Genomic DNA, 21,218 nt, shown 5'->3' on the forward strand with positions numbered 1-21,218 from the left:
GCAGAAGTCTCGCCTCCGCACCCTCTTCAGCCGCCGAAACGAACGGGATTCGGGGATCGGGCGTTGACAAATGACTGTCACCCGTCCGATCCTCCGGACGCCGCTGCCCGCCGCCGTCGTCACCCTCCCCGTCCCCCCAGATGGCCCGCTCCGACCGCTCGCTCAACAAGACCGAACGCCTGTTCGCCCTGGTGCTCCTGCTCCAGAACCGGCCGAACATGACCTCCCGCGACCTCGCCGAGCACTTCGCCGTAAGCCGGCGGACCATCTTCCGCGACCTCCGCACGCTCGGAGAAAGTGGGGTGCCACTGACATACGCTGAGCACGGGGGGTACGAGATCCTCGAGGGGTATCAGCTCCCGCCCCTCATGTTCTCCGCCCGCGAGGCCGCGACGCTCCTCATCGGCACCGGCTTCACCAAGCTCCAGCCCGACGCCAGCCTCCGCACCGACGCCGACGCCGTGGCAATGAAGATCCGGAACGTGCTCCCCGAGCCCGTCCGCGACTACATCGACCGGCTCCAGGACCAGACCGTCCTCGCCCCGTTCAACGAGACGGCCGGCTCGGCCGGCGCCACCGAGGACGAGCAGGGCCTGTGGTTCGAGCTCTCCGAGGCGATGGCCCGCCAGCGTGTGGTCAAGATGACGTATTACGTGGCGAGCCGCGACGAGGAGACGGTCCGCGAGGTCGACCCGCTCGGCCTCGTGTACTACTCCGACCACTGGAACCTCATCGCCTACGACCACCTCCGCGACGACATCCGGAACTTCCGGCTCGACCAGATCAAGAAGCTCCGGACCCGGTTCGACACGTTCGAGCCGCCGGCCGGGTTCGACCTCAAGGAGCACCTCCGCGAGCGCGGGACGAGCCCGCAGAACGTCCGGATGACGGTCCGCTTCCGGGACCGCGCGTGGCGCTGGGCGCGCCGCCAGGTGCCGGCCGACGTCGAGCAGGAGCTGCCCGTGGGCGACGGCTGGACGCAGGTGACGTTCGAGTTCGAGAACCTGGCCTACGTCGCGAAGTGGCTCCTCCGCTACGGCACGGACGCCGAGGTCGTGGAGCCCGACGAACTGCGGCGGGAGGTGGCCGACCAGGCGCGGGCCGTGGCCGAGATGTACGGCGCCGTGGCGGCGTGACCGCCGCGGCCCCCTCCGCCTCGGGAAAGCGATCGGCCGCCTCGGCGGCCGGCGGCGAGTACGTCGTCGGCGTGATGACGATGGACGTGGAGGGGAAGGCCTCGGACCGGTTCCGGCGGCAGGTCGAGCGGGCGACGGAGGCGTTCGACGCCGCGATCACCGAGGCGCTCGGCGTGCGGGTGGAGCTCCTCACGTTCCGCGGCCCGCACCTCACGCCGGCCGCCGGCGCCTACGCCCCGCTCGACTTCCTCCAGATCGGGCTCGCCGAGAAGCTCGAGCGCGGGGTCCACTTCCTCCTCATCGTCACCGAGGTGGACCTCATGGCGACCACGCTCTCGTACACGCTCGCGCTCCCGAGCCAGCTCACGAACGTGGCCGTGGTCTCGACGAAGCGGCTCGACCCGGACTTCTGGGGCGACGCCGACGACGAGGGCCTCGCGGTCCGGCGGCTGACGGCGCTCCTGCTCCACTCGTTCGGCCACCTCCTCAACCTCGGCCACACCGACGACCCCGAGAACGCGATGCACGACGTGGCCGGCGTCGACGGCCTCGAGGCGATGACGCAGTTCTCCGACGCCCAGCGCGAGCGGATGCGGCGGGCGCTCCCGCGCGAGGCCCACGAGCGGTCGGCCCGGCGCGGGCACGTCGGGTTCGCGCTCCGGACGCTCGTGCGCGACGCGCCGAGCATCGCGGCGGCCGTCGCGAGGGCCAACCCGTTCCGCCTCGTCACGCGCCTGCCGACGATGATCGCGGCCGCGCTCTCGGTCCTGATCGTCGTGTTCTTCAGCCCCGAGATGTGGGACGTGGCGAGCACCGTCGAGTTGTACCAGTTGGCCGGCTTCGCCGTCGTGGCGCTGGCGACGGCGACGGTCGTGCTGTACCGGGCGTTCGCGTTCGGCGGCGTGCTCGGGCGCGGGCGCGTGCTCGCCGAGTCGACGGTCGTGACGGGCGCGGCGACGGCGCTCAGCCTGCTCCTGACGATGCTCATCGTCTTCGGCGTCTTCGCCGCGCTGACCTACCTCGGCATCGTGACGCTCTTCCCGCGCCAGCTCATGGAGACGTGGCCGACCGTGGACCCCGCCGTGCGCACGCTCGACCACGTCAAGCTGAGCCTGTTCGTCGCCTCGCTCGGCGTGCTGGCGGGATCGCTCGGCGGTCGGGCCGACAGCAAGGACCTCGTCCGAGGTGTCCTGTTCGTGGACGAGGAGGTCTAGCTGCCGTGCTCCTCGCCCGCCCCGACGGCTTCGCCTCCTCGACGTACCACCTCGTCGAGGGGCCCGACGTCGTGGCCGAGGTCGCCCTCCCCAAGCTGACGGCGCCGGACGGGCGGATCCGGGTCGGCGGCGTCCCCTTCGAACTGGAGATGGGACTGAGGGCCGCACCGACGATCGGACTCGCCTTCGAGGGCGTGCGCGTCGCGTCGTCGTGGCGGGAGGGGTGGTTCGCTCATCTCTACACCGTCCGCGTCGACGCCTCGGTCGCCGGTGACGGGCCGCGGACGCTCGTCGTCCGGCCCTCGTTCGGGCACGGGCGCCACGTCGTCGAGGTGGACGGGCGGCGGGTCGGGGCGATCCGGAAGGCCGGCCTGTTCTCTCGGAACCGCGAGCTGGACCTGCCCGCCTCGGTGCCCCTCCTGGTGCAGGCGTTCCTGCTGGTGGTCGTGCTCGACGACCTCCGCAACGCGGGCTGACGGAGGGGCCCGGCTGCGAGCAGAGACATAGAAGAAGCCCCGACCGTACCGGCCGGGGCCTCCGAAAGAGAACCGAGGGGCGTCTAGAGGACCTGCAGGTCGGCGCGGCGGCCGACGGCCGTCTCCACGATGTTCGTCACGCTGACGGTCGCGTCGCCTTCGCCCTGGGTCGTCTTGTGGTAGATCATCCCCTCGAACGTGGCCTCTTCGACATCGGTCGTGATGGAGGACTCGTCGTCGTCGTTCGCGAAGAAGACGCCGCGGTACTGCTTGCCTTCGAACGTGTCGACGGGGAACACGTAACCTTGACCTTCGACGCCGGCCAGCTTCGCGTCGTGGAGTTCATAGAGCGCCAAATTAAACCTCTTGGAATGTGAGACAGATGGTCGGGAGGGCCCCGGCGCAGGACGTAACAACGGCGCACGGTCGGCCTTTCCCCTCTATCATTCTATGTCCCATCCCCATCAGGGTTTCCCCTAGGCCATGAAGCTCCCGTCCATCTGCCGTCTCCTCCTCGTAACCGCCGCTGGCCTCGTCGGTTGTGCGCCGACGGCGCCGGTCGTGTCCTCGAGCATCGTCGGGCCCTCGTCGGACGTCACGTTCACCGTCCTCCAGATGAACGACGTGTATGAGATCACGCCGGTCGAGGGCGGCCAGTCGGGGGGATTGGCGCGTGTGGCGGGCCTTCGGCAGGAACTCCTCGAGCGCGACCCCAACACGATCACGGTCCTCGCAGGAGACTTCCTCAGCCCGTCGGCGCTGGGCACGGCGCGCGTGGACGGCGAGCGGCTGGCGGGCAAGCAGATGGTCGCCGTCCTCAACGCGCTGGGTCTCGACGCGGCCGCGATCGGCAACCACGAGTTCGACGTGTCGGAAGAGGCGTTTCACGCCCGGGTCGCCGAGGCCCGCTTCCCGTTCGTCTCGGCCAACGTTCGCACGGCGGAGGGCCGGCCGTTCGCGGACGTGGCGCCCCGCCTCGTGATGCCCCTCGCCGTCGCGCCCGGCGACACGATCCGCGTCGGGATCGCGAGCGTGGTGCTCCCCTCGAACGACGCGGCCTACGTGAGCTACGTCGACGCCGACTCGACGCTCCGGGCCGAGGTCGCCCGCCTCGACGCCGAGACGGACGTGGTCATCGGCCTCACGCACCTCGCCTTTGCCGACGACGTGGCCGCCGCGGCCACGATCCCCGGGCTCGACATGGTCCTCGGCGGGCACGAGCACGAGAACGTCCGCGCCTACCGCGGGCCCGACCTCACGCCCGTCCTCAAGGCCGACGCGAACGCGCGGACGGTCTACGTCCACCGCGTCACGCTCGACCGCGCGACGGGCAATGTGACGGTCATCTCCGAACTCGTCCCGATCACGCCCGACACGCCGACCGACGCCGCGACCGCGGCCGTCGTCGAGGAGTGGGTCGAGGCCGCCTACGCCGGCTTCCGCGCCGACGGGTTCGACCCGGACCGCGTGGCCGTGGTTACGACCGAGGCGCTCGACGGGCGGGAGGGGACCGTCCGCACCCGCCCGGCCCGCCTCGGGAAGCTCATCGCGGAGGGCTTCCGCCAAGCGTCCGGCGCCGAGGCCGCCCTGTTCAACGGCGGCTCCGTGCGCGTCGACGACGTCCTCTCGGCTGGGCCGTTCACCGAATACGACGCGATCCGCGTGCTCCCGTTCGGCGGGACGGTCGTGACGGTCACGATGCCGGGCCGCCTCCTCACGCGCGTGCTCGACCAGGGCGAGGCCAACGCGGGGACCGGCGGCTACCTCCAGACCGCCGGCATCGGCCGCGAGGGCGGGACGTGGACCGTGAACGGGACGCCGGTCGACCCGGCGCGGACCTACACCGTCGCCACGAACGACTTCCTCGTCTCGGGCCGCGAGGCCGGGCTCGACTACTTCGACGTCGAGACGAACCCCGACCTCGTGCTCGTCGGCGAGCACGGCGACGTCCGCCGGGCGCTCCTCGACGAGCTCGTGCGGACCTACGAGTGACTAGCTCCCGGAGCAGGAGCGGTTGTCCTGATAGATCCGGTTCAGCGTGATCTCGAACTCGAGGACCGAGCACGACGGGACGTCGGCGAGCCCCTCGACGCCGGCGTTGACGTCGACGGGGCCGTAGCCGAGGTTGGGCGGGACGGTCACGATCCGCGTCTCGCCCACCTGCTGGCCCGCGAGCCCGAGGATGAACCCCCGCGGGAGCCGGCTGTCGTTGGGGAACACGAAGCGGCGGTCGTCGCCGCGCGAGAAGATCCCGCCGCTCTCGGCGACACGGCCGACGTAGGCGACCGAGATGCAGTCGCCCTGCTGGATGGCGTCGCCGGCCTGCACGCTGTCCGGCGTCACGTCTTCGATGTCGAACGCGACGTCGGTGGGGCAGACGGCCGATCCGCCGCTGTCGCACCCGGAGAGGGCCGGGGCGCCGGCGGCGAGCGCGATCAGCCCGACGAGGGCGGGGCGGACGAGGAGGCGGGGCGTGCGCATGGGGCCTGGGGGATCGCTCGAAAGCTAGGGGCCGCCCGGAGCCAGGCCGGCCGCGGGACGCCTTTTCACCCCGTCCTTGCCCCCCGACTCCCTCCGCCTCGGCGCCGAGGCGGAGGGGGCTGAATCCCGGTCAGGACGCCGGGGCTGCTCTTGACCTCAGAGAGTCGGCTCGGGTTGTCGCGGAGTTCCCCCCCACGAGCAGGCACTCCGGCTCGTCTAACTGGACGCCTCGCCGGCAGCGCTCAGCCCAATAGCGCCTTCGGGTCGATGCGGTCCATCAGCGCGCGAAGCGTGTCGAAGCCGACCCGGTCGCGGGCCTCGGCCCACGGGACCCACGCGACGGCCTCGATCCCCTCCTTCGTCTCGGGCTCGAACCGTTCGGCCGTCGTCGTCATCCCGAACCAGTGCGTCGTCTTGACGGCGTAGACCTCGCGGGAGGGCCACACGTAGCCGTGGACCGTCGTCCCGAGGTCGGCCGTGACGGTGATCGACTTCTTGCGGATGCCGACCTCCTCGGCGACCTCCCGGCGGGCCGTTTTCCGGATCGTCTCGCCCTCGTCGAGCTTGCCCTTCGGGAGGTCCCACGCGCCGCGGCGGAAGATGAGAAGCACGTCGACGCCGTCCCCGTCGCGGCGGACGACGACGCCGCCGCCGGCCGACACGGGCGCCGGCCGCCAGTAGTCGCCGTCGGGGTCGACGTTGAGCACGGCCTCGCGCGAGACGTGCGACACGGTTGGCGCCTCGCCCCCTCGCACGTCGAGGCGGGCGGGGTCGAGGACGAGGACGCGGCCAAGCTGGCCGTCGGGCGCGACCGCGGCGGCCTTCGCCTCGGCGAGCGTGCGCGCGAGCCGGTACGGCTCGCCGTCGGCGGTCCAGCCCTCAGGGGGCACGGGGTCGTGGGCGCGGACGAACGTGGGCAGGAAGAGGAGCACAGGGACCGGGCGGGGGCGGAGCCGGTAAGATCGCGGCCCGCGCCCGTCTCTACCGTCGCCCCTCTCCTGACTTCCGCATGGCCTCCTACGACGTCGACCTCCTCGTCCTCGGCGCCGGCGCGGCCGGCCTCACCGCCGCCGGCACCGCCGCCAACCTCGGCGCCAAGACGATGATGGTTGAGCGCGACCGGCTCGGCGGCGACTGCACGTGGACCGGCTGCGTCCCGTCGAAGACGCTCCTCCACGCGGCCCACCTCCGCTCGAGCGCCGGCACGTTCGTCGACCGCTTCGCCGCGGCCGACGCCGACGTCCCCCAAGCCGACTGGCGGGCGGTCATCGGCGACGTCCACGAGACGCGGGAGGAGATCTACCAGGACGCCGACGCGCCGGAGATCTTCGAGGGCTTCGGCATCGACGTCGTGCGCGGCGACGCGCGGTTCACGGGGCCGCACGCGGTCCACGTCGACGGCGCCGAGGGCGGGCGCGACGTGACGTTCCGGATGGCCGTGATCTGCACGGGCGGCCGCGCCGCGCCGCCGCCGATCCCCGGCCTCGACGGCGTTCCGTACCTCACCAACGAGAGCCTGTTCGAGATCGAGACGCAGCCGCGGCACCTCGTGATCATCGGCGGCGGGCCCATCGGGTGCGAGATGGGCCAGGCCTTCCGCCGCCTCGGCTCCGAGGTCACGATCCTCGACAAGGGCGACCGCCTCCTCGGCCGCGACGACGCGGACCATTCGGAGATCCTCCGGGGCGTGCTGGAGCGCGAGGGCGTCGGCCTCGTGCTCGGCGCCGAGGTGGAACGGGTCGAGGGCGAGGCCGGCGCGATCACCGTCCGCGCGACGGCCGACGGGCGCCCGCAGACGGTCGAGGGCGACGCGCTCCTCGTGGCGACCGGGCGGAGGCCGAACGTCGAGGACCTCGGCCTCGACCGGGCCGGCGTCGCGTTCACCGAGAAGGGCATCACGGTCGACGACCGGTGCCGGACGTCGCAGAAGCACGTCTGGGCCGCGGGCGACTGCACGGGCGAGTACCAGCTCACCCACATGAGCGAGCACATGGCCAAGCAGGCCGTGACGAACGCCGTGCTCAAGGTGCCGGCGAAGATCGACCGCGACGGGATCGCCTGGGCCACCTACACGACGCCCGAAGTGGCCCAGCTCGGTCCAACAGAGGCGGAGCTGACGGACGACGGCCGGTCGTTCGTGACGTACCGCTTCCCGTACTCCAAGGTCGACCGTGCGGCGACGGAGCACGCGACGGACGGGCACATCAAGATCCACGCGACGCGGTGGCGCGGGAAGATCCTCGGCGCGAGCGTCGTCGGCGAGCGGGCGGGAGAGCTCATCGCGATGTTGGCCGTCGCCAAGAAGGGCGGCGTGTCGGTGCGGACTTTCTCGGACACCATCATCCCGTACCCGACGTACGGCCTCGGCGCGCGGCGCGCGGCCGACCAGTACTACGTCCAAAAGCAGTTCCCGGCCGCCATCGACGTGGTCAAGCGCGTCTTCGGGTACCGCGGCCTCACACCGCCCCCGCCCGACCCGGACCGCGTGCTGTAGTGGGTCCCGGCCGTGACCCCGCCCACCTCGGTGGCGAGGCGGAGGGACTCGTGCCACGCTACAGCCGGGCCTCGGCGCGAACGAAGAGGCGGGGTTCGAGCGACGCGCCGAGCGGATGCGTCCGCTCCTCTGCGCCGAGCACGTTCCGGCCGGCGAGCGAGAGGTGGATGCGGTCGCCCCAGGCCCGCTTGCTCAGGCCGAGGTCCAACAGAAGCATCCGGGCCACGTCGCCGCCGGGCCACGTCGTGGCGGAGCGGCCGTCGAGGCGGGCCCAGACCGAGGCGCGGCCGTCGAGCGGGGCCGTCACGTCGAGTGCGGCACGGAAGCGCGGGAGTCGGTCCCACGCGTCGCAGAACGCGGCCGAGCCCGTAAGCGCGCCCTGCACCCGGGCGTCGGCGCGGAGAATCAGCCCTGGCAGGCGCATGCCGGCGCCGAGGCGGGCGAGGCCGGCCGATCCCGAGGCGACGCCACCCACGCGTTGGCCCTCAACTGAGGCCTCCGCCCACCCCGGGCCGCGGTCCACGCGCGCGGCCAACTGGAAGCGCGCGACGTCGAGCGGGTCCGCCTCGGGGGCGTCGGGCGGGAGGCCGGCGTAGCCGCGCGCGGCCCACACGCCGAGCGTCCGGCGCTCCTCGGCCAGCGACCGCCGCGCGGAACCCTCGGCGCGCAGCGTGACGCGGGCCGCCGGTCGCCACCACCCCTCCGACGCGAGGCCGACACCGGCTGTCCCCCCGGCCGCCGTGCTCGCCAGCGTTACCGCGAGGCCGCCGCCGTCGAACGTCGTTCGTCCGTCCACCCAGGCCCGACCGACGGCGACCGCACCGTCGAACGGGCCGGCCGTGACGTGGGCCCGCTCGGCCTGGACGCCGGCCGCGACCGATTGGCGGGGGCTGCCGAGACGGGCAGCGAAGGCGGCGTCGAGGCGGGTTTCGTTCCACGACGGGTCGAGCGCGACGAGGCTCCGATCGGGCCGGTCGACCTCGATCCGTGCGATGTGCCCGTGGCCCCAGAGGTGGAGGGCGCCGCGCGTTCGCTCCCCCGACAGCGTCGCCTGCGCCGACGTGTGGTCGAGCGGCACCTCGCGGCCGACATCGGGGATGAACGGGAGGTCCTGGAACCACCGCGTGCCGAGGCGCGCGCGGAGTCCGCCCGCGCGGGCGGCGACTGCGAGCACGGGGCCGTCGCGCTTCGGGTAGCGCGTCGTCGCTGGCAGCGTCCGGTCGAAGATGGCGGGGTCGGTGGGGAGGAAGTCGCGGTCGCGGAGCGCCATCCACGCGGTCGCGGTCGGCGTGCGGGCGACGGCGGCGGCCTCGTAGTCGGGCCCGATCTTGTCGACGTTCGGGAGCGCTTGATCGAGGTAGCGGAACGGGCCGGGGTCGCCGGACTCGTTGCCATACGTCGCCGCGCCGAAGAGCATCGGCGCGGGCGCGGCGGTCTGCAGGTCGATCCACGGGCCCCCGAAGGCGCCGCCGGCCACGCCGGGGCCGGGGCACACGACGATCCGCTCGACCTCGGAGACGGCCACGGGCAGGGCCTCCAGGCCGAGCGGCTCCGGACCGGCTCCGCGCGCCGCCGGCGCGCCGTCCACGAACACGCGGGCGGGCTGGGCGAACGGGACGCCGAGGCCGAGGACTGGCGTCGGGTCGAACCCGTCTGTGGTCACGCCGTCGAAGCGCGTGGTGAGGCGGAGGACGTCGTGGAGCGTCGTGGCGCCTGCGGCCTCGAGCGCGGCGCGGGAGACGCTCTCGCCGCTCGGGCAGCGCGCGTCGAGCGAGTCGGCCGGCGTGAGGACGAGAAGACCGGCGAGGACGAGGGCCGTCATCGCAGGAGGGTCTGGAGCCAGCGCGGCGTGTCGAGCCGGAGCGCCAGTCCACCGCCCGCGGTCAGCAGCGTGACGGGCGTCGAGAGCGTAAGGTGCGTGGCCTCGGCCTCCGCCCAGACCTCGACGCGGCCGAGCCGGAGCGCCCCGCCGGCCCACGCGCCGACGGCCAGCTCGGTCTCGTTCTGGAGCCGCCCCGCGTCGTCGTCCCCGATCCGGATAAGGGCGGCGCCGACGCGCCCGCCCGCCCCGAGCCGGGCCCGCCCGACGTCGACCGCCGGCCCCCAGCCGAGCGTCGGTACGACGAGGTCGAACTCGGGCACGGCCAAGGTCGGGTCTTCGTATGCCGTCGCCCAGAGCGCCGCCCGCGCCCGGCCGCCGTAGAGCGGGGCCTCGACCCGTCCGCTCGCCCCGACGCCCGTCTCCCACGGCCCGTCGCCGAACGCGCCGTCGAGCGGGACCGCGGGGCCGGCGCCCGGGGTCAGCGTCGCCCAGTTGCTCGGCTGGGCCGACGCCGCGGACGCGATCAGCAGGGCGAACAGGAGGGGACGGGGCATCCGGGCAAAGCTAGAGCCCGGGTGGGATGGGGTTCGCTGAGATGCCGGTGGATCGACCCGGGCCGTGAACGGCGCGGCGGTTGGCCCTGCGCGCCTCGGCGCCGAGGCGGAGCTAGTCGCCCTCCCGCTCCGCCAGCGCCTCGGCCACGACCGACTGGACGAACGCCCGCGCCGCGGCCTCGTCCTCTGGCACGTCGTCCCAGAACAGGGCTTCCTTGACCGCTCCGATGGCGCTCCGCTGCGGGCCCCGGAGCGTCCGGACGGCCTCCTCGAAGAGCGCGCCGCGGCGGACCGCCTCGGCCTGCCGGTCGAGGACGTAGGCCCAGGCCGGGTCGTGCTCGTTGGGCACCTCGCCCTCCAGGACGGCCTCGCGGACCCACTCCTTCAGCATCCCGACGGCCACGCCCTCGCCGAGCCCCAGCCGTCGCTGGATCTCGTCGCCGTCGACCGGCGGCTGCCAGTTCCGCATCCGGTCGCGCTCCTCGACCTCCGCGAACCGGGTCTCGACCCGGTCGAACCCCGCGAGGTAGCGGCGGACGCGCCGGGCGTTCTTGCTCGTGACGTCGGCCCGCACGAGGAGCATGAGGTCCTCGATGTCGTCGCCGGCGTCCATGAGGAGGCGGCGGACGGCCGAGTCGGTCACGTCCTCGTCGACGAGCGCGGCCGGGCGGTGGTGGAGCCGGACGACCGTCTGGACGAAGTCGAGCGGGTCGCCGAGCGGGAGCTTGAGCCGCCGGAAGATGGGCGGGATCATCTTCTTGGGCCCGAGGAACTCGTGGCCGTGGAACGTCCAGCCGGTTCCGGGCTCCCACCGCTTCGTCGGCTCCTTCCCGATGTCGTGGAGGAGGGCGGCCCACCGGAGCCAGAGGTCGTACCCGTCGGCCCGCTCGCCCACGCCGACGCCGCGCTGGAGGTGGGCGAGGTTGTCGACGACTTCGAGCGTGTGCCAGAAGTTGTCCTTGTGCGCCCGCCCGCCGACCTCCTCGACGCCTGCGAGCGCCGTGACTTCGGGCAGGATGTGTTCGAGAATCCCGGTCCGGAACAGGAGTCCGAGGCCGATCGACGGGACGGGCGCGGCGAGCAGCTTGTGGAGCTCGTCGGTGACCCGCTCGGCGGAGACGATCTCGATCCGCCCGGCCGCCTCGGCCATGGCCTCGACGGCCTCCGGCGCCACGTCGAACCCGAGCTGGGCGGCGAACCGCGCGGCGCGGACCATCCGGAGCGGGTCGTCTTCGAACGTCACGGCCGGGTCGAGCGGCGTGCGGAGGACCTTGGCGTCGAGGTCGCCCAGACCGTCGAACCGATCGACGATCTCGCCGAACGAGTCCGCGTTGAGCGACGCCGCGAGGGCGTTGACGGTGAAGTCGCGCCGTGCGAGGTCGTCATCGAGCGTCCCGTCCTCGACGATGGGCTTCCTGGAATCGGACCGGTAGCTCTCCTTCCGGGCGCCGACGAATTCGAGGACGAGGCGGTCCGCGTCGTCCCAGCCGTCCTCGTCCAACAGCGCACCGAGGCGCGCCCTCGGGACGGTCACGGCGGCCGTCCCGAACGCCTCGTAGACGGCCGGCGCTTTGACCCCGAGCGCCTTCGCCACCGCCTTCGCCAGCTCGATGCCACTCCCGACCGCGACGACGTCGAGGTCGGTGGTGTCGCGGCCGAGGAGCGCGTCGCGCACGGCCCCGCCGACGGCGTACGCGTCGACGCCCAGCCGGTCGGCCTCGGCGCCGACGCGGCGGAGGACGGGCTCGAAGGGGAGGGAGAGCGTGCGGGTGGGCATGGGTGACGAGTGGACGAACGACCCGCCCGAAAGATCGAAGGGCCGGCCCGGTCGGCCTGCCAAGCCTCGGGAAAGGCGATGCGTCATGAGCGCGCCCATTCCACACCTGCCCGCTCTCAGCGCAGCCGCTCCTGGGCGCGCTCAGCGAGGCGGAGCGTGGCGAGGGCGTCGTCGAGGGCGTAGGGCGCCGGCCGGCCGGCGGCGACGGCGGCGACGAACGCCTCGACCTCGGCAGTCTCGGGGTCCGAGGCGGGGGGAGTCGCGGCGACGGGGGCGCCGCTCCCCTCGGCCTCGACGCACAGCGGCCCGGCGAGCGACCGCGCCTCGACGCGCGAGCCCGGCCGGGCCGCGTAGAGCGCGACCTCGTCCTCTGTGACGTGGTCCGAAAAGCGGACCGTGGCCTGGGCGTAGGCCCCGTTCTCGAAGCGGGCCGCGAGGGCGACGGCTCGGAGCGCGTCGCGGTCGCGCTCGGCGACGGCGTCGAGCCGCGTGACGTCGCGGGCGGCGGCGAGCGTGGCGCAGAGGTCGAGGGCGCCGGCCAGGAGCGTCGGCCAACCGGCGGCGGCGAGGGGGCCGTCGACGCGGGCGACGAGGCCGAGGGTGACGAGGCGCGCGGCCCAGCCGTCGGGCACGCCGGAGAGCGCGGCCGTCGCCCCGAGCGGGCGCGCGACGCCGACCTCGACGCCGGCCTCCTCGGCGCGGTCGGCGAGGGCCCCGGCCGCGCTGGCGCTGGCGGCCGGCGGCCACAGCAGGAACGCGTGGGCCCCGGCCCCGACCGCCTCGGCCGCCACGTCGACCCGCCGCTCGACCGGCCCGCCGATGACGACGATGCCGCCGCGTGTGCCCTCCGCCCGGGGGGCGGATGGAGCGGAGAGGCGCGCCGCGAGGGCGGGCGCACCGACGATGGTGAGCGGGAGAGCCATGGGGTCCGGGGGACGCCAATCTACCCGTCTGGTTCACCCCGTCCGCGCACGAGGCGCCTACCTTCGAACAGGTCCCTGTTCGTCCCATGCACGTCGTCCGTTTCACCGCTCTGGCGGCCCTTTTCGTCTCCGTCCTCCCGGCCGCGGCCCAGACCGTCCCGGCCCGCGGCTCCGACGGCACGTTCGACGTGGCGACGTGGAACCTCGAGTTTTTCGGCGACCCCTCGCAGGGCCCGTCGAACGACGCCGTCCAGCTCCGCAACGTTGTCGCCGTCATGCAGCAGGGCGGGATCGACCTGTGGGCGCTCCAGGAGGTCGTCGATACCGACGACGAGTGGCAGACCCTTCTCGGCGAGCTCGGCACGGACTTCGGGGCCTACCTCGGGCCGGAGGTGAGCAGCACCCCGACGTTCGACCAGCGCCTCGCGTTCGTCTACGACCGCTCCGTCGTCCAGCCCATCCGGACGCGGACGATCCTGGAGAGCGAGGACTACGAGTTCGCCGGGCGCCTCCCGCTCGAGATGCAGGCCCGGGTGACAGTCGGCGGCGTGGCGCGGACGGTCTACGTCATCACGTTCCACGCGAAGGCCAGCACCGACACGGAGAGCTACAACCGTCGGGTCGCCGCCGCGGACGCGCTCAAGGACTACGTCGACGACCGGATCGCGCGGGGCGAGGAGGTCATCGTGCTGGGCGACTTCAACGACTACCTCGTCGGCTCGACGCGGGGCGGCAGCTTCGACTCGCCGTACGACGTGTTCGTCGAGGACGAGGGCTACGTCCCGGCCACGCTCCCGCTTCAGCAGGCGGGCATCAACACGTTCTGCCGGTCGTCGACGTGCACCTCCGGCGACACGCGGGACCACCTCCTGTTCACGGCCGGTCTCGGGGACCTCTACGTCTCCGATTCGGCCGACCGCTACGGCGAGCTCCTCACAGCCGTCCCCAGCTACACCACGTCGACCTCGGACCACCTCCCGGTGCTCGCGCAGTTCACGTTTATGCCGACGGCCGCCGACGACGGCCCCGAGGCGGACCGGGTCGCGCTCCTGGATCCGGCGCCGAGTCCGTTCCGTGATTACACGCGTCTCCGCTTCCGCCTCGGCGCGTCGGCCAACGTCCGGCTGGAGGTGTTCGACGCACTGGGCCGTCGCGTCGCGTCGCTGGCCGGCTCGTTCGGCGAGGGCGAGCACGCGGTGCCGCTCGACGGCCGCGCCCTGACCCCGGGCCTGTACGTCGTCCGCCTGACGGCCGGCGACGAGGTCCAGGCGCGCCCGATCGTCCGGGCGGAGTAGTCGGGGGATCTCCCCCATGCCGCGCGTGCGGAGCGTGGCCCTAGGTTGGGTCATGCACAGTCGTCCGCACATGTCTCGCAAACGCCGCCGCCCGACCGGTCCGTCCGTCCCCAACGACGCGGCGGCGTTGGATGGGAGCCCGGCCGAGCCGGGGCGCGTGCGGGGGATGGCGTGGCGGCTGTTCCCGTTCCGCGGCCGCTTCCTCTCGCCCGAGACGCGCTACGTCTACGAGCGGCTGCCCGAGGCGCCGACCCCGTTTACCTCGGCGGAGGTCGCGGGCCTCTGCGCTGAGGCGTCGGGCGAACTCGAGCTCGAAGGCCCCTGCAACCCGGCCGAGGTCATGGACCTCCTCGTCTCGCGGACGCTCGTGGTGTGGGCCGAGGGCGGATTCGTCAAGCGCCGCCGCACGAAGCCGCGCCCCAAGGCCTGAGCGCCGAGGTGGGGGCGCCGAGGTGGGGGAGGGCAACGAAAAAGGCGGCGGCCTCAGAGAGACCGCCGCCCGGACGTAAGAGTCGGGGGGGGCTTAGTAGCCGCCGCCGCCACGGTAGCCGCCGCCACCGCCGCCGTTGCCGCCACGGTAGCCGCCGCCACCGCCGCCGCCACCGCGGTAGCCGCCGCCGCCACCACCGCCGCCGGAGCGCTCGGTGCGCGGGCGGGCCTCGTTGACCGTGAGCGGGCGACCGCCCATGTCTTGGCCGTTGAGGCCCTCGATGGCCGCGTCGGCCTCACCGTCGTTGGACATCTCGACGAAGCCGAAGCCGCGCGAGCGGCCGGTGTCGCGGTCCTTGATGACGGTCGCCTTGTCGACGGTGCCGTACTCTTCGAACAGGGTGCGGAGGTCGTCGTCGCCCGAGGAGTACGGGAGATTCGCGACGTAAATGTTCTTCATGTCTGCGGGAAACTGGGTGTGGAGCGCCGACAGGGAAAGGCGAAAGACGGTGGGCCAAATAGCTCGACTCGGATCTGTCGGCCCCGCGTGCTCCGGGAAAACAGCGCCCGCGACGAGGCGCCGGATGGCGACCGTCGCGGGCATGTGCACCCCAACATACCGCGAGAACGGCCGTGGGATCCCCCACGCAGCGAATTCGCATGCGGGCCGGAACGGGAGGCCGGCCGAGGTGAGAGGACGGGCGGGCCGGCCGCTCGACGGGACGTCAGTCGAGTCCGTAGGCCTCGGCGATCTGCTCGGCCGTAAACGGCTGGCGCTCGGCCTCGGGCAGCGCCTCCCGCGTCACGACGAACGGGCCGATCGCGAGCGCGTCCATGTGCGTCCGCCGGAACACCCGGACCGCGTCGGCGGGGGCGTGGACGATGGGCTCGCCGCGCACGTTGAACGACGTGTTGACGAGGACCGGGCAGCCCGTCTGGGCTTCGAAGGCCTTGAGGAGGTCGTAGTAGAGCCCGTTCCGCTCTTTCGTCACCGTCTGCACGCGGGCCGAGCCGTCGACGTGCGTCACGGCCGGCACGGCGCTCTCGACGCGCCCGAGTCGCTCCAGCCCGTCGCCCTCGACGCGCGCATCGCGGACGGGCCCGACGAGGAGCATGTAGGGCGACTCGGGACCGGAGGGGTCCAGCCCGTCGGGTCCTCCGAGGTCGAAGAACTCGCCGGCCCGCTCCGCCAGCACCGACGGCGCGAAGGGGCGGAAGCTCTCGCGGAACTTGATCTGGAGGTTCACGCGGCGCTGCGTCGCGCGGTCCCGCGGGTCGGCGAGGATCGAGCGGTGGCCGAGGGCACGGGGCCCGAACTCGGCGCGGCCCTGGAACCAGCCGACCGTGCTCCCCTCGGCCAGCAGCCCCGCGACGCGGTCGACCAGGGCCGCCTCGGTGGGCGCCTCGTGGTAGGGGAGGCCCTCGGCGTCGAGCACGGCGCGGATCTCCTCCGGGCCCCACGCCGGCCCGAGCATGGCCCCCCGCATGGCGTCGGCCGGGTGGACGGTCCGTCCGAGGCCGGCCCACTCGTGGGTGGCGACGAGCGCGGCGCCGAGCGCCCCGCCGGCGTCGCCGGCCGCGGGCTGGACCCAGATCCGCTCGAAGGGGCCCTCCCGGAGCAGCCGGCCGTTCGCCACGCAGTTGAGCGCCACGCCGCCCGCGAGGCACAGATTCGTCTCTCCCGTCTCGGCGTGGACGTGCCGCGCCATCCGCAGCACGGCCTCCTCGACCACCACTTGGACGCTCCGCGCGAGGTCCATCTCCCGCTGCGTCAGCGGCGACTCCGGTGCGCGGGCCGGGCCGCCGAACAGCTCCTCGAACCGCCGCCCCGTCATCCTGAGCCCAACCGGGAACGTGAAGGCGTCGGCGTGGAGCCGGTACGAGCCGTCGGGCTTGAGGTCGATCAGGTGCTCGGTGATCGCGTCGACGTAGCGTGGCTCGCCGTAGGGCGCGAGGCCCATCAGCTTGTACTCGCCCGAGTTGACCCGGAACCCGCAGAACGTGGTGAACGCCGAGTAGAGGAGACCGAGCGAGTGCGGGAAGTGGATCTCGGCCTTCAGGTCGAGCCCGTTCCCCTCGCCCACGCCCCAACTCGTCGTGGCCCACTCGCCGACGCCGTCGGTCGTGAGCACGGCAGCCCGCTCGAAGGGGGAGGGGAAGAAGGCGCTGGCGGCGTGGCTCCGGTGGTGCTCCGAAAACACCATCGGCCCGTCGTAGTCGCCGAGCTCGGTCCGGATGACGTCGGGCGTCCAGAGCTTCCGCTTGAGCCAGAGCGGCATGGCCTCGAGGAACGACGCGAGCCCGCGCGGGGCGTAGGCAACGTACGTCTCGAGGAGCCGTTCGAAGGTCAGGAGGGGCTTGTCGTAGAACGCGACGGCGTCGAGCTCGCTCGCGTCGAGGCCGGCCTCCTGGAGGCAGTAGTCGACGGCGCCGCGGGGGAACGACGGGTCGTGCTTCCGACGCGAGAACCGCTCCTCCTGCGCCGCCGCCACGATCTCGCCGTCGCGCACGAGCGCCGCCGCGGAGTCGTGGTAGAAGCAGGAGAGGCCGAGGACGGTCAAGACGCTAGAAGTACCGTTCGAGGCTTTCGCGGTCGGGCCGGCCGTCGTCGCGGGGGAGCCAGTAGGAGGTCGCGTCGGGGTCGGGGCGGCGGTAGAGGAGGTCCTTGCCGGCGAGGCGGAGGACGAGGGCGGTCGGCGTGACGGCGAGGAAGAACGTGAGCGTGAGGAGCACCTTCGTCATGACGAAGCCGAGCGTAAACGCGACGGCCATCCACGCCGTCCGCACCGGCTTCAGGACGATGGGGAGCACGGCGCCGAGCGCGACCAGGAGGCCACCCACGCCGCTCAGCCCCCACGCCCACGCGCCGCCGCCGCGTCGCCACCACAGGAGCGCGCCGATCGCCAGCAGCACGCCGCCGACGACGAGCCCGAACGACCGGAGCGCCCGCGGCGACTCGTCGAGCGCGCGGACCTCGTCGCGGACGGTCTGGAGGAGGGACGGCGAGTCGGACATGGGGCGGGGGCGTCGGCGAGAAAGCTACCGCCCGCCCGAGGCCGCTAGCTTCGAGTCCCATGACGACCGCCCTCCGCTTCGCCCTCGTCTCCTCCCTCGCGCTCGTCGTCGGGTGCGGCCGGTCGGGCGAAGACCCGAGGCCGGGGCCGAACGACCTCCCGCCCATTCCCGACACGCCGCCGGCGTGGGCCGCCGACGCCGTGTGGTACGAGATCGACGTCGACCGCTTCCGCGACGGCGACCCGGAGCGGGCCCCGGCCGTGGCGGCCGTCGCGCGCGCCTCGGGCGTGCCCGCCTCGGCGCTCCGCGAGGCCGGCTGGCGGCCCACGCCCTGGACCGCCGATCCGTCCACGCGCGCCGACTGGGAGCGGGCGCTCGGCAGCGCCGACGAGACCGTCCCGCTCCGGCGCTACGGCGGCGACCTCCAAGGCGTCCTCGCCAAGCTTCCGTACGTTGACTCGCTTGGCGTGACCGCTCTCGTCGTCCGCGTTGCAGACCCGGCGGCGCCCTGGCACGTCGACCCCTGGCTCGGGCCCGCGCCCGCGCGGGACCGGGAGATGGTCACCCTCGAAGATCCTGGCGACCCCGCGACCTGGGGCACCTCGCAGGCCGACCGCCAACTCCTCGACCTCGTCGAGGCCGCCCACGACCGGGGCCTCCGCGTCGTCCTCGACGTGGGCTGGCCCGGGTCGATGGGGGCGACCTCCGCCGACGCCGACAGCGCCGCGACCAACGCGTTCGCCGTCGCCGTCCGCTGGCTCGACCCGGACGGCGACGGCGACCCGTCCGACGGCGTCGATGGGTTCCGGCTCGAAGCAGACCCCTCGGCGGCCTCGTTCCACCGCGGCCTCCGGCGGGTCGTCAAGGCGATCCATCCGGAGGCCGTGCTCCTGGGACGCGTGCCCGCCGACGGCGTCGTCCCCGACCTCGGCGCGTTCGACGCCCTGGACGACCCCCGCGCCTTCCGCGTGCTCCGCCAGTTCCTCGACCCCGCCGGCCCCCAGATCTCGGCCGCCGACGTCGCCGCGGAGCTGGCCGACGTCTACGCCGCGACGCCGCCCGATCACCTCCCGGCCTACGGGTCGGTCGCCGGCGGCCCCGAGGCGCCTCGCCTCGCGACGGCGCTCCGCAACGCCAACGTCCTCGACGACGCCGAGGCGACGCCGCGCGTCCGGCCCGGCTACGACGTCTCGCCGCCCGGCCCGGCCGTCGTTCGCGCGGTGGGCCTCTACCGGCTGCTCCAGGCGACGTTGCCGGGGGCGCCGCACCTCCTCTACGGCGACGAGGCCGGGCTGGCGGGCGCCCGGGCCCCCGACAACCGCCGCCCGATGCTGTGGGACGACCTCGACTACGCCGTCGTGCAGACCCGGGGCGAGGCGAGGCCGGTCGCGCCCGACGCCGCGCTCCGCGACCTCACGGCCCGCGCGCTCCGCCTCCGCCGCGACCATGCGGACCTCTTCGCCCGCGGGACGCTCGACTGGGAGGCCACCGGCGACGTCCTCCGCTTCTCGCGTCAGACGGCCGACGCGGAGGCCGTCGTCGTGGTGAACCTCAGCGACGTGCCGGTCCGGGTCGAGATCGAGGGAGCCCTCGCGCTCGCCGTCGGTCCCGAGCCCGCCGTCACCGAGGGGCGGGCGACTGTCGCGCCGCGTTCCGGCGCCGTCTTCTTGTCGCCGGCGGTTCTCCCCTGAGTCGGGGGTGGAACAGGAGGGGACCCGTGTCGAGATTGCGCCGTCCCCTCTCCCCGACCCATGGCTCGCGCGCTCCTCGCCGCTCTTTCCCTCGGACTCGTTTCGGCCGCCTCCGCGCAGTCGCTCGCGACCGACGCCTCGCCCGTCGCCGGCACGCTCACACCCGGCGTCACCGAGGCCTCCGTGACCTTCGACGCGCGCGCGACCGACGAGCTCGTCCTCCCCGGCGTCGACGGCTGCTACGGCTACGTCGACCCCTCCGCACCGGACGCGGCCGTCGAGTGGGGCGGGGGCGACCTCCAGATCTGGGTCCAGGGCGGATTCGACGCGACGCTGGCGGTCTACGGACCCGACGGCGCCTGGTCCTGCAACGACGACTCGAACGGCGTCCTGCCGGCGCTGAGCTTCGAGGGGGCGGAGGCCGGGCGCTACGTCGTCTGGGTCGGCGGCTTCACCCCGGACCCCGACGGGGCGTCGGTGACGCTCCTCGCGGGCCCGCCACCGCCGGCGCCCGTCCTCGACCCCGACGCGGCCCCGCAGGCGGGGGTGATCGAGGCGGCCGGTGGGTTCGAGGCCGAGCAGGGCGCCATCACGGTTTCTGTCGAGGCCGGCGGGCCCGACTCGGCCCAGTCCTTCGGTGACGACGCGGCGAGCGTCTACTGCGCGGGCTACATCGACGCCGGCACGCCGACGGCGGTCGTCGATTATGACGCCGATGGCGGGACGGGCGTCCTCACGGTCGGCGCCACGGCGTTCGACGACCTCGTCTTGCTCGTCCAGAACCCCGACGGGAGCGTCCTCTGCAACGACGACTTCAACGGGACTGACCCGCTGGTCCAGATCTACGACCCCGAGAGCGGGCGGTACGTCGTCTGGGCCGGCCGGTTCTCGATCGGCTCCGACCCGATCGACGCGACGCTGACGATCTCCGAGACGGAGACGGAGGTGGAGATCTACGACGACTTCGAGGACTACGGCAGCGGGCCGTTTTCCGAGGGCACGTACCTCCCGCTCGAGATCGACGCCGTGCCGGACGTCCGCGTGGGGGCCAACGACGACGAGGGCGAGTCGGCGGAGGTCTCGTTCCGGCCGATGGCGCCGAACCCGGTCCAGGGCTCCTCCTGCGCCGGCTACATCGACGCCGCGCCGACAGCGGGCGTCACGCTCCGCGGCGACGGCCCGTTCGCCATCACGGCCTCGGCCGCTGACGACCTCACGCTCCTCGTCCGCACGCCTGCCGGCGGCTGGTTCTGCAGCGACGACGCCGACGCTCTGAACCCGGGCGTCCAGATCGACGCGCCCGAGGCCGGGCTCTACCTCGTCTGGATCGGGGCGTTCGGCGACATGGGCGGCGGATTCGCCGAGGCGACGCTGGCCGCAATGCCGGGCGAGTTGGTCGTGAGCGAGCCCGACTATGGGGTGGGCGGAGTGGACGTCGAGCCCCAGTCCGAGGGGATGTACGCGGGGTCCGAGATCGTGGGCGGCTCGGCGCCCGTGCAGGCGTCCGTGCCGTCCGAGACCGATGTCGAGGCGGGCGGGACCGTCCTCAACCCGGTCGAAGGCGCGGCCTGCCACGGCTTCCTCAGCGCGACCCCGTCCGCCTCGGTGGAGGCCAGCGGCCCCGTCACGATCGGCGCGACGGGCGACCAGGACCTCACGCTCGTGGTCCAGGCCCCGGACGGCTCGTGGACCTGCAGCGACGACGCCGACGGATCCGACCCGCGTGCGACGGTCGACGGGGGCGAGGGCACCTATTCCGTGTGGGTCGGCACCTACTACCGGCGGGCGGAGCCCGTCACGGTGACGCTCCGCGTCGAGTAGGCCGACCGGTCCGGACATCGACCGTCACAGGTGGCTCGCCTCCAGCGACGTCTGGGCCGTGCCGGCGTCTCCCGGGCACATCCGCGGCCG

At 73.5% G+C, this 21,218-nt stretch carries 19 protein-coding genes; 9 read left to right on the plus strand and 10 right to left on the minus strand.

Translation table 11 applies throughout. The features are described from left to right. Positions 1-140 precede the first annotated feature (140 nt). The 3 genes from BSZ37_RS06190 to BSZ37_RS06200 are packed head-to-tail and all read left to right on the plus strand — an operon-like array spanning position 141 to position 2,826. Positions 141-1,136, plus strand: coding sequence for a helix-turn-helix transcriptional regulator (locus BSZ37_RS06190; RefSeq protein ID WP_095509706.1), 996 nt, complete (start codon positions 141-143; stop codon positions 1,134-1,136). Beyond that, positions 1,133-2,350: a zinc metalloprotease gene (locus BSZ37_RS06195; protein WP_095509707.1), complete on the plus strand. Its 1,218-nt coding sequence runs from the start codon at positions 1,133-1,135 to the stop codon at positions 2,348-2,350. The genes BSZ37_RS06190 and BSZ37_RS06195 overlap by 4 nt, the downstream gene beginning before the upstream one ends. Before the next feature lie 5 nt (positions 2,351-2,355). After that, entirely contained in the window at positions 2,356-2,826 is a 471-nt protein-coding gene (locus BSZ37_RS06200; RefSeq protein ID WP_095509708.1) for a hypothetical protein, read from the plus strand. Between the two features lie 83 nt (positions 2,827-2,909). Here BSZ37_RS06200 and BSZ37_RS06205 read toward each other — a convergent pair whose 3' ends face one another. Next, positions 2,910-3,182 (minus strand): hypothetical protein, encoded by a 273-nt coding sequence (locus tag BSZ37_RS06205; protein ID WP_095509709.1) that lies wholly within the window; start codon positions 3,180-3,182, stop codon positions 2,910-2,912. A 127-nt stretch (positions 3,183-3,309) separates the two neighbouring features. Between BSZ37_RS06205 and BSZ37_RS06210 the strand changes: the two genes are divergently transcribed. Then, the gene (locus BSZ37_RS06210) at positions 3,310-4,818 is read left to right on the plus strand and encodes a bifunctional metallophosphatase/5'-nucleotidase (RefSeq protein ID WP_095509710.1); all 1,509 of its coding nucleotides are present in this window, start codon (positions 3,310-3,312) and stop codon (positions 4,816-4,818) included. Here BSZ37_RS06210 and BSZ37_RS06215 read toward each other — a convergent pair whose 3' ends face one another. Together BSZ37_RS06215 and BSZ37_RS06220 are read right to left on the minus strand one after the other, a co-directional pair. Beyond that, positions 4,819-5,307: an FKBP-type peptidyl-prolyl cis-trans isomerase gene (locus BSZ37_RS06215; protein WP_095509711.1), complete on the minus strand. Its 489-nt coding sequence runs from the start codon at positions 5,305-5,307 to the stop codon at positions 4,819-4,821. It abuts the gene before it with no gap. Positions 5,308-5,549: 242 nt separating this feature from the next. Next, entirely contained in the window at positions 5,550-6,239 is a 690-nt protein-coding gene (locus tag BSZ37_RS06220) for an NUDIX hydrolase (protein ID WP_095509712.1), read from the minus strand. A gap of 77 nt (positions 6,240-6,316) precedes the next feature. Between BSZ37_RS06220 and BSZ37_RS06225 the strand changes: the two genes are divergently transcribed. Next, complete coding sequence (locus BSZ37_RS06225; protein WP_095509713.1) at positions 6,317-7,801, plus strand: dihydrolipoyl dehydrogenase family protein; 1,485 nt, start codon at positions 6,317-6,319, stop codon at positions 7,799-7,801. 58 nt (positions 7,802-7,859) lie between these two features. Here the strand turns inward: BSZ37_RS06225 and BSZ37_RS06230 are convergent, their stop codons facing one another. The 4 genes from BSZ37_RS06230 to BSZ37_RS06245 form a co-directional block, all read right to left on the minus strand. After that, positions 7,860-9,623 (minus strand): TonB-dependent receptor, encoded by a 1,764-nt coding sequence (locus tag BSZ37_RS06230; protein ID WP_095509714.1) that lies wholly within the window; start codon positions 9,621-9,623, stop codon positions 7,860-7,862. Continuing rightward, on the minus strand, positions 9,620-10,177 hold the full coding sequence (locus BSZ37_RS06235; RefSeq protein ID WP_095509715.1) for a hypothetical protein: 558 nt from the start codon (positions 10,175-10,177) through the stop codon (positions 9,620-9,622). Before BSZ37_RS06235 ends, BSZ37_RS06230 begins: the two co-directional genes overlap by 4 nt. Before the next feature lie 112 nt (positions 10,178-10,289). Next, positions 10,290-11,954 (minus strand): CCA tRNA nucleotidyltransferase, encoded by a 1,665-nt coding sequence (locus tag BSZ37_RS06240; protein ID WP_095509716.1) that lies wholly within the window; start codon positions 11,952-11,954, stop codon positions 10,290-10,292. A gap of 116 nt (positions 11,955-12,070) precedes the next feature. Further along, on the minus strand, positions 12,071-12,877 hold the full coding sequence (locus tag BSZ37_RS06245) for a hypothetical protein (protein WP_095509717.1): 807 nt from the start codon (positions 12,875-12,877) through the stop codon (positions 12,071-12,073). Positions 12,878-12,963: 86 nt separating this feature from the next. Here BSZ37_RS06245 and BSZ37_RS06250 point away from each other — a divergent pair, with 86 nt between their 5' ends. Together BSZ37_RS06250 and BSZ37_RS06255 are read left to right on the plus strand one after the other, a co-directional pair. Further along, on the plus strand, positions 12,964-14,172 hold the full coding sequence (locus BSZ37_RS06250; protein WP_095509718.1) for an endonuclease/exonuclease/phosphatase family protein: 1,209 nt from the start codon (positions 12,964-12,966) through the stop codon (positions 14,170-14,172). 70 nt (positions 14,173-14,242) lie between these two features. Further along, positions 14,243-14,602 (plus strand): hypothetical protein, encoded by a 360-nt coding sequence (locus tag BSZ37_RS06255; RefSeq protein WP_095509719.1) that lies wholly within the window; start codon positions 14,243-14,245, stop codon positions 14,600-14,602. Positions 14,603-14,695: 93 nt separating this feature from the next. Here the strand turns inward: BSZ37_RS06255 and BSZ37_RS06260 are convergent, their stop codons facing one another. The 3 genes from BSZ37_RS06260 to BSZ37_RS06270 form a co-directional block, all read right to left on the minus strand. Further along, positions 14,696-15,061, minus strand: coding sequence for an RNA recognition motif domain-containing protein (locus BSZ37_RS06260; RefSeq protein ID WP_095509720.1), 366 nt, complete (start codon positions 15,059-15,061; stop codon positions 14,696-14,698). 265 nt (positions 15,062-15,326) lie between these two features. Beyond that, complete coding sequence (locus tag BSZ37_RS06265) at positions 15,327-17,162, minus strand: carbamoyltransferase family protein (RefSeq protein ID WP_095509721.1); 1,836 nt, start codon at positions 17,160-17,162, stop codon at positions 15,327-15,329. Between the two features lie 4 nt (positions 17,163-17,166). Next, on the minus strand, positions 17,167-17,616 hold the full coding sequence (locus BSZ37_RS06270) for an SxtJ family membrane protein (protein WP_095509722.1): 450 nt from the start codon (positions 17,614-17,616) through the stop codon (positions 17,167-17,169). A 59-nt stretch (positions 17,617-17,675) separates the two neighbouring features. On the opposite strand from BSZ37_RS06270, the gene BSZ37_RS06275 reads away from it, so the two are divergent. Together BSZ37_RS06275 and BSZ37_RS21915 are read left to right on the plus strand one after the other, a co-directional pair. Next, positions 17,676-19,307 (plus strand): alpha-amylase family protein, encoded by a 1,632-nt coding sequence (locus BSZ37_RS06275; RefSeq protein WP_095509723.1) that lies wholly within the window; start codon positions 17,676-17,678, stop codon positions 19,305-19,307. A gap of 60 nt (positions 19,308-19,367) precedes the next feature. Further along, entirely contained in the window at positions 19,368-21,128 is a 1,761-nt protein-coding gene (locus tag BSZ37_RS21915; RefSeq protein ID WP_179299501.1) for a hypothetical protein, read from the plus strand. Positions 21,129-21,218: the final 90 nt, after the last annotated feature.

It is taken from the genome of Rubrivirga marina, from assembly GCF_002283365.1.
Taxonomy (GTDB): Bacteria; Bacteroidota; Rhodothermia; order Rhodothermales; family Rubricoccaceae; genus Rubrivirga; species Rubrivirga marina.

Excerpts from the sequence above, each read along its gene's own strand:
- BSZ37_RS06190 (WP_095509706.1), top strand. The coding sequence starts at position 141 with ATGGCCCGCTCCGACCGCTCGCTCAACAAGACCGAACGCCTGTTCGCC.
- BSZ37_RS06210 (WP_095509710.1), top strand. The coding sequence starts at position 3,310 with ATGAAGCTCCCGTCCATCTGCCGTCTCCTCCTCGTAACCGCCGCTGGC.
- BSZ37_RS06215 (WP_095509711.1), bottom strand. The coding sequence starts at position 5,307 with ATGCGCACGCCCCGCCTCCTCGTCCGCCCCGCCCTCGTCGGGCTGATC.
- BSZ37_RS06225 (WP_095509713.1), top strand. The coding sequence starts at position 6,317 with ATGGCCTCCTACGACGTCGACCTCCTCGTCCTCGGCGCCGGCGCGGCC.
- BSZ37_RS06230 (WP_095509714.1), bottom strand. The coding sequence starts at position 9,623 with ATGACGGCCCTCGTCCTCGCCGGTCTTCTCGTCCTCACGCCGGCCGAC.
- BSZ37_RS06235 (WP_095509715.1), bottom strand. The coding sequence starts at position 10,177 with ATGCCCCGTCCCCTCCTGTTCGCCCTGCTGATCGCGTCCGCGGCGTCG.
- BSZ37_RS06240 (WP_095509716.1), bottom strand. The coding sequence starts at position 11,954 with ATGCCCACCCGCACGCTCTCCCTCCCCTTCGAGCCCGTCCTCCGCCGC.
- BSZ37_RS06245 (WP_095509717.1), bottom strand. The coding sequence starts at position 12,877 with ATGGCTCTCCCGCTCACCATCGTCGGTGCGCCCGCCCTCGCGGCGCGC.
- BSZ37_RS06250 (WP_095509718.1), top strand. The coding sequence starts at position 12,964 with ATGCACGTCGTCCGTTTCACCGCTCTGGCGGCCCTTTTCGTCTCCGTC.
- BSZ37_RS06255 (WP_095509719.1), top strand. The coding sequence starts at position 14,243 with ATGTCTCGCAAACGCCGCCGCCCGACCGGTCCGTCCGTCCCCAACGAC.
- BSZ37_RS06260 (WP_095509720.1), bottom strand. The coding sequence starts at position 15,061 with ATGAAGAACATTTACGTCGCGAATCTCCCGTACTCCTCGGGCGACGAC.
- BSZ37_RS06270 (WP_095509722.1), bottom strand. The coding sequence starts at position 17,616 with ATGTCCGACTCGCCGTCCCTCCTCCAGACCGTCCGCGACGAGGTCCGC.
- BSZ37_RS06275 (WP_095509723.1), top strand. The coding sequence starts at position 17,676 with ATGACGACCGCCCTCCGCTTCGCCCTCGTCTCCTCCCTCGCGCTCGTC.
- BSZ37_RS21915 (WP_179299501.1), top strand. The coding sequence starts at position 19,368 with ATGGCTCGCGCGCTCCTCGCCGCTCTTTCCCTCGGACTCGTTTCGGCC.